This window comes from Streptomyces sp. NPDC048751 (assembly GCF_043198595.1).
In the GTDB taxonomy this organism is placed as follows: Bacteria; Actinomycetota; Actinomycetes; order Streptomycetales; family Streptomycetaceae; genus Streptomyces.
Genome location: NZ_JBICUX010000003.1, coordinates 198,628 through 209,971, shown reverse-complemented (window position 1 = coordinate 209,971; position 11,344 = coordinate 198,628). Strand labels below are relative to the sequence as shown.

At 72.4% G+C, this 11,344-nt stretch carries 10 protein-coding genes; 7 read left to right on the top strand and 3 right to left on the bottom strand.

Annotated elements, in window-relative coordinates; translation table 11 throughout:
* The first annotated feature begins 46 nt into the window (after positions 1–46).
* Together ACGFNV_RS12555 and ACGFNV_RS12550 are read left to right on the top strand one after the other, a co-directional pair.
* A complete protein-coding gene (locus ACGFNV_RS12555) occupies positions 47–1,375 on the top strand; it encodes a sensor histidine kinase (RefSeq protein WP_393621792.1) in 1,329 nt (442 codons plus the stop codon).
* A complete protein-coding gene (locus ACGFNV_RS12550; protein ID WP_393622493.1) occupies positions 1,366–2,007 on the top strand; it encodes a response regulator in 642 nt (213 codons plus the stop codon). The genes ACGFNV_RS12555 and ACGFNV_RS12550 overlap by 10 nt, the downstream gene beginning before the upstream one ends.
* Here ACGFNV_RS12550 and ACGFNV_RS12545 read toward each other — a convergent pair.
* A complete protein-coding gene (locus ACGFNV_RS12545; protein WP_393621791.1) occupies positions 1,997–2,479 on the bottom strand; it encodes a GNAT family N-acetyltransferase in 483 nt (160 codons plus the stop codon). The two genes, ACGFNV_RS12550 and ACGFNV_RS12545, sit on opposite strands and share 11 nt — an antisense overlap.
* An 80-nt stretch (positions 2,480–2,559) precedes the next feature.
* On the opposite strand from ACGFNV_RS12545, the gene ACGFNV_RS12540 reads away from it, so the two are divergent.
* Entirely contained in the window at positions 2,560–3,363 is an 804-nt protein-coding gene (locus ACGFNV_RS12540) for an exodeoxyribonuclease III (protein WP_393621789.1), read from the top strand.
* Positions 3,364–3,387: 24 nt separating this feature from the next.
* On the opposite strand, the gene ACGFNV_RS12535 is transcribed toward ACGFNV_RS12540, so the two are convergent.
* Entirely contained in the window at positions 3,388–4,008 is a 621-nt protein-coding gene (locus ACGFNV_RS12535; RefSeq protein ID WP_393622491.1) for a MerR family transcriptional regulator, read from the bottom strand.
* Positions 4,009–4,213: 205 nt separating this feature from the next.
* On the opposite strand from ACGFNV_RS12535, the gene ACGFNV_RS12530 reads away from it, so the two are divergent.
* The 4 genes from ACGFNV_RS12530 (at position 4,214) to ACGFNV_RS12515 (ending at position 7,804) form a co-directional block, all read left to right on the top strand.
* Entirely contained in the window at positions 4,214–5,704 is a 1,491-nt protein-coding gene (locus tag ACGFNV_RS12530; protein WP_393621787.1) for a flavin-containing monooxygenase, read from the top strand.
* Positions 5,701–6,618, top strand: coding sequence for an alpha/beta fold hydrolase (locus ACGFNV_RS12525; RefSeq protein WP_393621785.1), 918 nt, complete (start codon positions 5,701–5,703; stop codon positions 6,616–6,618). Before ACGFNV_RS12530 ends, ACGFNV_RS12525 begins: the two co-directional genes overlap by 4 nt.
* Positions 6,615–7,499: an SDR family oxidoreductase gene (locus ACGFNV_RS12520; protein WP_393621784.1), complete on the top strand. Its 885-nt coding sequence runs from the start codon at positions 6,615–6,617 to the stop codon at positions 7,497–7,499. The genes ACGFNV_RS12525 and ACGFNV_RS12520 overlap by 4 nt, the downstream gene beginning before the upstream one ends.
* Positions 7,500–7,585: 86 nt before the next feature.
* Positions 7,586–7,804 carry a hypothetical protein gene (locus ACGFNV_RS12515; RefSeq protein WP_393621782.1) on the top strand — a complete coding sequence of 73 codons (219 nt, stop codon included), beginning with the start codon at positions 7,586–7,588 and terminating at the stop codon, positions 7,802–7,804.
* A 165-nt stretch (positions 7,805–7,969) separates the two neighbouring features.
* Here the strand turns inward: ACGFNV_RS12515 and ACGFNV_RS12510 are convergent, their stop codons facing one another.
* Entirely contained in the window at positions 7,970–11,215 is a 3,246-nt protein-coding gene (locus ACGFNV_RS12510) for a S41 family peptidase (RefSeq protein WP_393621781.1), read from the bottom strand.
* Positions 11,216–11,344: the final 129 nt, after the last annotated feature.

Below are 11,344 nucleotides of genomic sequence, written 5' to 3'. Positions count from 1 at the left end.
CCTGGACCGATGGCCCGCCCCCGACCACCCTTCTACGGTGGTCCGCATGCACCCTCGCACCCTGTGGCAGGCCATGTCCCGCCCGGCCTTCCTGCTGTCACCGTGGCCCTGGCGCGCCGCCGCCTACCTGTTGACGGGCGTCGTGGCCGGAGTCGCCCTGCTGGTGGCGCTCGTGGCCCTGGTCGTGGCCGGCGGTGTCCTGGCGGTCGTCCTGGTCGGGCTGCCCCTGCTCGCCGTCACCGCGCTGGCCGGGCTGCCCGTGGGCGCGCTGGAGCGGCGGCGCCTGCGGCTGGTCGACGGGGAGGCGGCGTGGGGAGCGCACGCGGAGCCCGCCGCACCCGGGCTCAGGAGCTGGCTCGGCACCCGGCTGCGGGAGCAGGCGACCTGGCGGGAGCTGGGCCACGCCCTGCTGTGGGCCTGCCTGTTGTGGCCGGCGGAGGCGCTCGTCGTCACAGGCGCGCTGCTCCTGCCGCTGTCGATGGTCGCGACACCGCTGCTGATGGCCACGGTCGGCGGCGGCCGGGAGGCGAAGGTGCTCAAGCAGTGGATGGTCACCGACTGGCCGACCGCCTTCGCCGCCGCCGTACTCGGCGTGCTGCTGCTGGCCGCGGGTGCGTACGTCCTCGGCGTGGCCGCCGGGGCGCGGGCGGCGCTGACCCGGCTGCTGGTCGCCCCGCCCGAGCGGGAGTTGGGCGCGAGAGTGGTCGAACTGACCCGCTCCCGCGTCCGGTTGGTCGACGCCTTCGAGGCGGAGCGGCGCCGGATCGAACGGGATCTGCACGACGGCGCCCAACAGCGGCTCGTGGCCCTCACGATGACCCTCGGCCTGGCCCGCCTCGACACCCCGCCGGGACCGCTCGCCGACCAGCTCACCAAGGCCCACGAGGAGGCGGGCGCGGCCCTCGCCGCGTTGCGCGAGCTGATCCAGGGCATCCACCCCAAGGTGCTGGCCGACTACGGCCTGGAGGCCGCCGTCGCCGACGCCGCCGACCGTTCACCCGTGCCGGTCGAGGTGGACGTCGTACTGCCGGGGCGGCTGCCCGAGTCCGTGGAGGCCGCCGCGTACTTCGTGGTCTGCGAGGCCCTCGCCAACGTGGCCCGGCACAGCGGCGCCGAGCGGGCGTGGGTGGTCGCACGCCATGAGCGGGGACGGCTGCGGGTCGAGGTGCGCGACGACGGCTGCGGCGGCGCGGACCGTGCCCGCGGCAGCGGCCTCACCGGACTCGCCGACCGGGTGTCAGTGCTGGATGGGAGACTTGCGCTGTCCAGCCCGCCGGGTGGACCGACCGTGCTGCGTGTGGAGTTGCCGTGCAGGCCAATGGGGGGAGAGCCGATGGGGGAGACACGGACGGGGCGGGCCGACCGCTGCGCGTAGTCCTCGCCGAGGACAGTGTGCTGCTGCGCGACGGGCTCACCGGACTGCTCGCCCGCTTCGGGTACGAGGTGGTGGCGGCCGTGGGCGACGCCGACGCGCTGCTCGCCGCTGTCGCCGCGCAGCAGCCGGACGTCGTCGTGACGGACGTACGGATGCCGCCGGGCTTCCAGGACGAGGGGCTGCACGCGGCCGTGCGGCTGCGCGAGGAGCGGCCGGGGCTGCCGGTGCTGGTGCTCAGCCAGTACGTGCAGCGGGCGTACGCCGCCGAACTGCTCGACTCCGGTGACGGAACGGGCGTGGGCTATCTGCTCAAGGACCGTGTGGGCCAGGTCGAGGAGTTCGTGTACGCCCTCCGCGAGGTCGCGGCCGGTGGCACGGTCGTCGATCCGGAGGTCGTACGACAGCTGCTGCGCCGGCGCCGGGATCCGCTCGCCCGGCTCACCCCGCGCGAGCGGGAGGTACTGGCGCTGGTCGCGGAGGGGAAGTCCAACGGGGCGATCGCGCGCGAGCTGGTGGTGTCGGAGGCGGCCGTCGGCAAGCACATCGGCTCCATCCTCACCAAGCTGGATTTGCCGCCGGCGGACGATGTGCACCGCAGGGTGCTCGCGGTGCTGGCCTACCTCAGGAGTTGAGCGTCTTCGCGAAGCAGCGGCTGCCCTCGTAGTGGCGGTAGTAGCCGAACTTCACGCACGGCTCGTAGCCACTGGAGGTGTACAGGGCGATGGCCTCGGGCTGTTGGGTGCCCGTCTCCAGGACCATACGCAGGCGGCCCGCCGCGCGGGCGTCCTCCTCCAGCGCGGCCAGGACGCGCCGGGCGAGACCGCGGCCGCGCATGTCGTCGACCACGTACATGCGCTTGAGCTCGGCGTCGCCGTCCTCGTTGCCCTCGCCGTTGGCGTCCTGGCGGCGCCAGCCGCCCGTGGCGACGGGCCGGTCCGCCTCGTCGTAGGCGATGAGGTACACACCGTTCGGCGGCTGGAAGTCCGACGGGGCGAGCACGGTGGCGTCGCCGCCGTCGCCGTAGCGCACGTGGTATTCGGCCTGGACGGCGTCGTTGAGCTTCACGGCGTCGGGGTGGTCGAACGGGACCCGGCGAATATGCATGCGCATCAGCGTACTGCTGTACTGCATCGAAATCCGGACCGTGTCCAGGCCGGCGCGGGGCGGCCGGTATCGTGCCGCTGGTGCTGACTGTGACCACCGTGAACGTGAATGGGCTGAGGGCCGCCGCGAAGAAGGGCTTCGTGGAGTGGCTCGCCGACACCTCCGCCGATGTGCTGTGCCTTCAGGAGGTGCGCGCGGAGCCGCAGCAGCTGCCCGAGCACGTCCGCGCCCCCGAGGGCTGGCACACCGTGCACGCCCCCGCCACCGCCAAGGGCCGCGCGGGCGTCTCCCTCTACACCCGCCGCGAACCCGACGCCGTCCGTATCGGCTTCGGCTCCGCCGAGTTCGACGGCAGCGGCCGCTACGTCGAGGCCGACCTGCCCGGCGTCACGGTGGCCTCCCTGTACCTGCCCTCCGGCGAGGTCGGCACCGAGCGCCAGGACGAGAAGGTCCGCTTCATGGACGAGTTCCTCGCCCACCTCAAGGACCTGCGCGAGCGGGCCGCCGCCGACGGCCGCGAGGTCGTCGTCTGCGGCGACTGGAACATCGCCCACCAGCAGGCCGACCTGAAGAACTGGCGCGGGAACACCAAGAACTCCGGCTTCCTGCCGGAGGAGCGCGAGTGGCTGACCCAGGTCCTCACCCCGGAGGCGGGCGGCTACGTGGACGTGGTCCGCGCCCTGCACCCGGACGTGGAGGGACCGTACACGTGGTGGTCGTACCGGGGGCGGGCCTTCGACAACGACACGGGCTGGCGCATCGACTACCAGGTCGCCACACCGGGCCTCGCCGACAAGGCGGTCAAGGGTTTCGTGGAGCGGGCGGCCACGCACGCGGAACGGTGGTCCGACCACGCGCCGGTCACCGTGGTGTACGACCTCTGAAGACCCTGAGACCTCCGAGAACCTCTAGGGCGCCTTCCGCATCCTGCGGTCCAGCGCCAGGGACAGCTCCGCCTCCATCACGCTCCTCGCCAGCGGGCGCAGGCGCTGGACGTCCTCCTCGGGGGCGTGGCGGAGGATCAGGTCGGTGAAGAGTTCGGCGAGGGCGTCGGCGTGTTCGCGGACGCGGCGGCCGGCGGTGAGGACCTCGGCGAGGGGGATGCCCTCGCGGACCAGGGCGGAGGAGACGTCCAGCAGACGGCGGCTGATGTGGACGATCTCCTCGCCGTCGATGCCCAGGTAGCCGAGCTCGATCGAGGCGGCGAGGTTTTCCGGCGTGACCTCGCCGGCGAAACGGTCGGCGAGTTCCCCGGCGCTCAGACGGATTGGTATCTCCTCCGTCGGGGTGTCCATGCCCAGGAGGTCACCGACGCCCCGGCCCTGGTCGAAGGCCTCCGCCAGCTCCGCGATGCCGTTGAGGGTGTGCCCCCGTTCCAGCAGCGCGGAGATCGTGCGCAGGCGGGCCAGGTGGTGGTCGTCGTACCAGGCGATACGGCCCTCGCGGCGGGGCGGCGGGATCAGCTTGCGTTCGCGGTAGAAGCGCAGGGTGCGCACCGTGATGCCGGCCAGCCGGGCCAGCTCCTCCATGCGGTACTCGCGTCGTTCGCCGTCTTCTGCCACGTCAGCAGCCTAGGGCCTGTGCGGCAGAGCCAGGGCCTGTCCGTCAGGGACCGGCGTACCCGCGGTTACTTCCCCTCGCGCGACCCCTACCCATCGGTACGGCGCTGCTCTACTCTCCCCATTGCGCCAGTGTTCACTGGCGGAATCGTGCACGGGCGGGAGGCGCGTCGGCATGACCGAGCATGTGCGGGTGGCGGTGATCGGGTCCGGGTTCGGCGGGCTCGGGGCCGCCGTACGGCTGCGGCGCGAGGGCGTCACGGACTTCGTCGTCCTCGAACGCGCCGGCAGCGTCGGCGGCACCTGGCGGGACAACAGCTACCCGGGCTGTGCCTGCGACGTGCCGTCCCACCTGTACTCCTTCTCCTTCGCGCCCAACCCGGACTGGCCGCGCACCTTCTCCGGACAGGAGCACATCCGCGCCTACCTGGAACACGTCACCGACGTCTTCCGGCTGCGCCCGCACCTCCGCTTCGACTCGGAGGTGAAGCGGATGACCTGGGACGCCGGGCGGCTGCGCTGGGACATCGAGACCAGCGGCGGAAACCTCACCGCCGACGTCGTCGTCTCCGCCACCGGGCCGCTGTCCGACCCGAAAATCCCGGACATCCCGGGCCTGGACTCCTTCCCCGGCAAGGTCTTCCACTCCGCCCGCTGGGACCACGACTACGACCTGCGCGGCAAACGCGTCGCCATGGTGGGGACCGGGGCCTCCGCGATCCAGATCGTGCCGTCCATCCAGCCGGAGGTCGGCCGCCTCACCCTCTTCCAGCGCACCCCGCCGTGGGTGCTGCCGCGCGTGGACCGCGCCATCGGTGAGGCCGAACGGTGGGTGCATCGCCGCCTCCCCCTCACCACCCGCCTCAGGCGCGGGCTGCTGTGGGGCATCCGGGAGGTGCAGGTCCAGGCGTTCACGAAGTATCCCGACGAGCTCGGCTTCGTCGAGCAACTGGCCAAACGCAACATGGCCCGCGCCGTCAAGGACCCGGCCCTGCGCGCCAGGCTCACCCCGGACTACCGCATCGGCTGCAAGCGGATCCTGCTGTCGAGCGCGTACTACCCGGCGCTCACCCGGCCCAACGTCGACGTCGTCGCCGGCGGGCTCGCCGAGGTCCGCGGCTCCACCCTCGTCGCCGCCGACGGCAGCGAGGCCGAGGTCGACGCGATCATCTTCGGCACCGGCTTCCACGTCACCGACATGCCGATCGCCGAACGGGTCGTCGGCGCGGACGGGCGGACCCTCGCGGAGGCGTGGCAGGGCGGGATGGAGGCGCTGCGCGGCGCCTCGGCGCCCGGCTTCCCCAACTGGATCTCGATCATCGGGCCCAACACCGGCCTCGGGAACTCCTCGATGATCCTCATCATCGAGTCCCAGCTGAACTACATGGCCGACTTCGTACGGCAGTTGGACGTCCTCGGCGGCCGTGTCGCCCTCGACGCCCGCCCGGGCGCCGTACGCGCCTGGAACGACCGGGTGCAGGAGCGGATGCGGCGCACGGTGTGGAACACCGGCGGCTGCACCAGCTGGTACCTGGACGCGAGCGGCCGCAACACCACCATCTGGCCCGGGACGACGAGCGAGTTCCGGCGGGCCACTCGGCGGGTGGAGCTGTCGGAGTACGAGGTGCTGCGCGTGCCCGTGCCGCAGGAAGCGGTGACCGCATGAGCCGCCTCACATCCGTCGCGTCCGGCCTCTACACTCCACCCGTCCCCACCTGTGAACTCACCGCCGTCTCCGCCGACGGCGCCCCGCTGCACGTGGAGGTGCACGGCCCGAAGGACGCCCCCGCCGTCGTCCTCGCGCACGGCTGGACCTGCTCGACCGCCTTCTGGGCGGCCCAGATACGCGACCTGGCTCTGGACCACCGGGTCATCGCCTACGACCAGCGCGGCCACGGGCGCAGTCCGGCGAGCCCGGCGTGCAGTACGGACGCGCTCGCCGACGACCTCGTCGCCGTCCTGGACGCGACGCTCGCGCCCGGTGAGAAGGCGGTGATCGTCGGTCACTCCATGGGCGGCATGACGGTGATGGCCGCCTCGACGCGGCCGGGCTTCCGGGAGCACGCGGCGGCCGTCCTGCTGTGCAGCACGGGCAGTTCGGCGCTGGTCGCCGAGTCGACCGTCGTGCCGATCAGGGCCGGGCGGTTGCGGACCTGGCTGACCCGGCACATCCTCGGGTCGAGGGCGCCGCTCGGACCGGTCACTCCACTGGCCAGGCGGATCCTCAAGTACGGGACGATGGGCCCGGGTTCGGCCCCGCACATGGTCGAGGCGTGCGCGCGGATCGTGCACGCCTGCCCGCGCCGCGTCCGGTACGCCTGGTCGCACGTGCTCGAACTGCTCGACCTCGATCACGGGGTGAGGCAGCTGACAGTGCCCACCGCGGTCGTCTCCGGCACGGCCGACCGGCTGACGCCTCCGGTGCACGCCCGCTCGCTGGTGGCCGCGCTGCCGCACTGCGTCGGACTCACCGAACTGCCCGGGGTCGGCCACATGACACCGGTCGAGGCACCCGAGACGGTGACCCGCATCGTCCGCGAACTCGGCACCACCTACGTAGGGATCAAGGAGGGCGCATGAGCAGGGTGAGCCTCGAAGGACAGGTCGCGGTCGTCACCGGGGCCGCGCGCGGCGTCGGGGAGTTGCTGGCCCGCAAGCTGTCCGCGCGCGGAGTGCGGGTGGCGCTGGTCGGCCTGGAGCCGGACGCGCTCAAGCAGGTCTCCGAGCGGCTGCACACGGACAGCGCCCACTGGTACGCCGACGTCACCGACCACGAGGCGATGGCCCGGGTCGCGCGGGAGGTCGAGGAACGGTTCGGGAAGGTCGACATCGTGGTCGCCAACGCGGGCGTCGCCACCGGCGGACCCTTCGCCGACTCCGACCCCGAGGCGTGGCGGCGGGTCATCGAGGTCAACCTCATCGGCTCGGCGGTGACGGCCCGCGCCTTCCTGCCGGTGCTGACGGAGAGCCGCGGCTACCTGCTCCAGATCGCCTCGCTCGCCGCGATCACCCCGGCGCCGATGATGACCGCGTACTGCGCGTCCAAGTCGGGCGTGGAGGCGTACGCGCACAGCCTGCGCGCCGAGGTCGGCCACAAGGGCGTGAAGGTGGGCGTCGGTTACCTGTCGTGGACCGATACCGACATGGTGCGCGGGGCCGACCAGGACGCGGTGATGCGGGAGCTGCGGCAGCGGCTGCCGTGGCCGGCCGGCAAGACCTACCCGCTGTCTCCCGCGGTGGACCGGCTGGTGGCCGGGATCGAGCGGCGGTCGAGCCATGTGTACGGGCAGTGGTGGCTGCGCGGCATGCAGGGTGTGCGCGGGTATCTCCCGGGGATCATCGGGACCGTCGGACAGCGGGAGATGAAGCGGTTCGCCCCCCGCCTGCAGGGGATGCGTACGGGGCTCGTCGGCGCAGGTGGGGCGGCTGATGAGGAGTCTCGGGCTACGCAGCGTAGTTGATCGAAATGCGTGGGTGGTCGTGGCGTGTGAATCTGGTCGAGGCCCCACCCAGGGGCCGCCCCAACCCACTACGGGAGTGAACCCACATGGGCATGAAGGACCAGTTCCAGGACAAGTCCGAACAGCGGCAGCAGCAGGGTCGGCAGCCGCAGGGTCGGCAGCAGATGGACCCGGCCAGGGAGCGTGCCGGGCAGCGCGGGGAGCGCGGTGAGCGTCCCGAGCGCGGGCGGCGCGACGAGGAGACGGAGCGTGAGCGCACGCAGCGCGAGGAAGAGGACCGCTTCGCGCAGGACTACGACGCGTAGCCGCTGCCGCTGGGCTTGACCGTTCAAGCGTGGGGTGCCCTGTGTTGGTGAGGGTGCCCCACGTTTTGATTGCCCGTTTTCGGTCCGTTGTCGGGTGCGGGTGGGTGGGGGGCTTGTCGCGCAGTTCCCCGCGCCCCTGAGGGTGTTGGCGGCGACCCCTGCTTTCTAGTGTCGCGGGGGGAGCTTTGGTCTTGAGCGGTTCGGCACGTTGTGCAGGTCCGGGGGCGTCGCCGGGGGGTTGGTTTCCAGGAGCTCCAGGGCCAGGTAGACCGCGTCGGAGAGTTGGGTGTGGCGGCCTTCCGCCCAGTCGAGGGGGGTGCGGAGAAGTTCCACGTCGGGGGTGACGCCCTTGTTCTCGATGGACCAGCCGTAGGCGTCGAACCAGGCGGCGTTCATGGGGACGGTGATGACGGTGCCGTCGCCGAGTCGGTGGCGGCCGGTCATGCCGACCACGCCGCCCCAGGTGCGCTGGCCCACCACGGGTCCCAGGTTGAGCAGTTTGAAGGCGGCCGTGATCATGTCGCCGTCGGAGGAGGTCGCTTCGTCCGCGAGGGCGACGACCGGGCCGCGCGGGGCGTTGGAGGCGTAGGAGACGGGCTGGGCGTCGCGGGTGAGGTCCCAGCCCAGAATGGTGCGGGTCAGTTTCTCGACGACCAGTTCGCTGATGTGGCCGCCCGCGTTGCCGCGTACGTCCACGAGCAGGGCGGGGCGGGAGACCTCCATGCGCAGGTCGCGGTTGAACTGGGCCCAGCCGGAGCCGCCCATGTCGGGGATGTGCAGGTAGCCGCAGCGGCCGCCGCTCAACTCCCGTACGACCGCGCGGCGTTTGGCCACCCAGTCCTGGTAGCGCAGCGGCCGCTCGTCGACGAGGGGCACCACGGCCACCCGGCGAGGGGGCCCGCTCTCGCCGTCCGCCGCGGTGAAGGTGAGCTCCACCGTCGTACCGCCCGCTCCCGCGAGCAGCGGGTACGGGCCCGTGACCGGGTCCACCGGGCGGCCGTCCACGTGGGTCAGGACCGCGCCCTCGCGGATCCCGGTGCCGGCCAGCGGGGAGCGGGCCTTGGAGTCGGAGGAGTCGCCGGGCAGGATCCGCCGGACGGCCCACCCGGCGTCCCTGCGGACGAAGTTGGCGCCCAGCAGACCCTGTCGGCGCTGGTACTGGGGCGGCCCCTCGTTGCGGCGGGCGGCGCTGACGTACGCGTGCGAGGTGCCCAGCTCGCCCAGCACCTCGCGCAGCAGGTCGGCGAACTCGTCCGGGGACGCGACCCGTTCGACGAGCGGCCGGTACTGGTCGAGGACCGCGTCCCAGTCGATGCCGCACATCCCCGGGTCCCAGAAGTAGGCGCGGATCAGCCGCCCCGCCTCCTCGTACGACTGGCGCCACTCGGCGCCCGGGTCGGCCTGGTGCAGGATGCGCCGCAGGTCGATCCAGACCGTCGTGTCCGGGTCGCCGGATTCCGTGGACGGCACGGCCCGCAGGTCGTCGTCGTCGGACACGACCAGCCGGGTGCCGTCCCCGCTGACGGTGAACCAGTCGAGGTGGTCGACGAGTTCGGACTTCTTCGCCTTGCTGATGTTGAAGTGCTCCAGGGTCGGGCGGCCGGTGGTGTCGTCCGGGTTGGCGAAGGTCTCGCCCAGCGCGCCGGAGATCGGCCAGCGCAGCCAGACCAGCCCACCGCCCGCGACCGGGTGCAGCGCCGAGTACTTGGAGGCGGCGACCGGGAACGGCGTCACCCGGCTCTCCAGCCCCTCGAGTTCCACGGTCACCGTGCCGTCGCCGCCCTCGTCGTCCTCGGCGGGGTCCAGGCCCCCGGCGGCCGGGCGGCCCTCGGGGTTCAGGGCGAAGGGGGAGGGGGTCGCGGAGGACAGGGGCACCAGGTAGGGGCGGCAGCCGAGCGGGAAGGAGAGGTCGCCGGTGTGGACGTCGTACACCGGGTCGAAGCCGCGCCAGGAGAGGAAAGCGAGGTAGCGGCCGTCCCTGGTGAAGACCGGGTTCTCGTCCTCGAAGCGGCCGTTGGTGACGTCGACGATCAGCGAGTCGCCGTTCCCGGCACCGGAGATCCGCGCCATCTTGATCTGGCGCAGGGAGCGCCCGATCCCCGGATGCGACCACGTCAGCCAGGCCCCGTCCGGTGAGAAGGCGAGGTCGCGCACCGGCCCGTTGATCGACCGGATCAGCTCGGTCACCTCGCCGTCGGAGCCCTCGGAGACGTCCAGGAGCAGCAGCCGCCCGTCGTGCGAGGCGACGGCGAGCCGCTCGCCCTGCGGATCGCAGACCAGTTCCAGCACCCGGCCCAGCTGCCCGGAGGCCGGTCGGCGCGGCGCACGGGCGCCCGTCGCGCGGGGCAGGTAGGCGATCTCGACGGCGTCCTCGCCCTCGGCGTCGGTGACGTACGCGACCTGGCCACTGGCGCCCAGTATCTCGGGGAGCCGGATCCGTACGCCCGGGGTGTCGGTGAGGGTGCGAGCGGGGCCGTCGCGGTGGGTCAGCCAGTACAGGCTGCCGCGCACGACGACGGCGCTGGCCCGTCCCGTCTCGTCCACCGACAGTCCGTCCACGTGCCGCGCGGCCGGGATCGGGTAGGGGCGGCGCCCCGCGCGCGGCCCGCCCAGCCGGATGTCGAGCCGGCGCGGCACGGTGGCGGGGGACAGGTCGTCGACGATCCACAGGTCACCGGCGCACTGGTACACCACCCGGGTGCCGTCGCCGGCGGCGTGGCGGGCGTAGAAGGCGTCGTGGTCGGTGTGACGGCGCAGGTCGGAACCGTCGTACGCGCAGGAGTAGAGGTTGCCGACGCCCTCGTGGTCGGAGAGGAAGGCGATCCGGCCGCCGACGAACATCGGGGAGTGCAGATGGCCGCCGATGTCGGCGAGGAGCCGCTCGCCGTGCAGCCACAGCCGGCCCGTGGCCCCGCCCCGGTAGCGCTTCCAGGAGGCCGGCTCGTGCGGTGGGGTGCCGGTCAGCAGCAGGGTCTTTCGTTCGCCCTCGATGTCGGCGACCTGGATGTCGGAGACCGGGCCCCAGGGGAGCTTGCGGCCGGGGTCGCCGTCGGTGGTGACCTTGTAGGCCCAGGTGAAGTACGAGAAGGGCTCGCCGTGGGAGGCGACGGCGAGGATGTCGCCCTCCGGGGTCCAGCCGGTGACCTGCGTGTCGGGGCTGCCCCAGTGGGTGAGCTGCCGTCCCGGCCCGCCGTCGACCGGCACCAGGTGGATCTCCGGGACGAGGCTGCGCCAGCTGGTGTACGCGATCAGGCGGCCGTCCGGGGAGAAGCGGGGGTGGCCGGCCTTGGTGCGGTCGACGGTCAGCCGCCAGGCGCGGCCGGGGCCGTCGAGCGAGGTCAGCCAGAGGTCGTCCTCGGCCACGAAGCACAGCAGGTCACCGCTCAGATGCGGCAGGCGCAGATAGCTCACCTCTCCATGCTCACCTTTCCGGTCTTTTCCGGCGAAACAGGCGCGTCACCTTATGCGTTCTTGACGCCCGTGACCCACCACACGTACGAAACGGTTTCGTTTCGCTGCTCGGCGGGGTATCTTCTTGGT

Bases quoted from the DNA above. Each gene is read 5' to 3' on its own strand.
- ACGFNV_RS12555 (WP_393621792.1), top strand. From the start codon at position 47: ATGCACCCTCGCACCCTGTGGCAGGCCATGTCCCGCCCGGCCTTCCTG.
- ACGFNV_RS12545 (WP_393621791.1), bottom strand. From the start codon at position 2,479: ATGCATATTCGCCGGGTCCCGTTCGACCACCCCGACGCCGTGAAGCTC.
- ACGFNV_RS12535 (WP_393622491.1), bottom strand. From the start codon at position 4,008: ATGGAGGAGCTGGCCCGGCTGGCCGGCATCACGGTGCGCACCCTGCGC.
- ACGFNV_RS12530 (WP_393621787.1), top strand. From the start codon at position 4,214: ATGACCGAGCATGTGCGGGTGGCGGTGATCGGGTCCGGGTTCGGCGGG.
- ACGFNV_RS12525 (WP_393621785.1), top strand. From the start codon at position 5,701: ATGAGCCGCCTCACATCCGTCGCGTCCGGCCTCTACACTCCACCCGTC.
- ACGFNV_RS12520 (WP_393621784.1), top strand. From the start codon at position 6,615: ATGAGCAGGGTGAGCCTCGAAGGACAGGTCGCGGTCGTCACCGGGGCC.
- ACGFNV_RS12515 (WP_393621782.1), top strand. From the start codon at position 7,586: ATGGGCATGAAGGACCAGTTCCAGGACAAGTCCGAACAGCGGCAGCAG.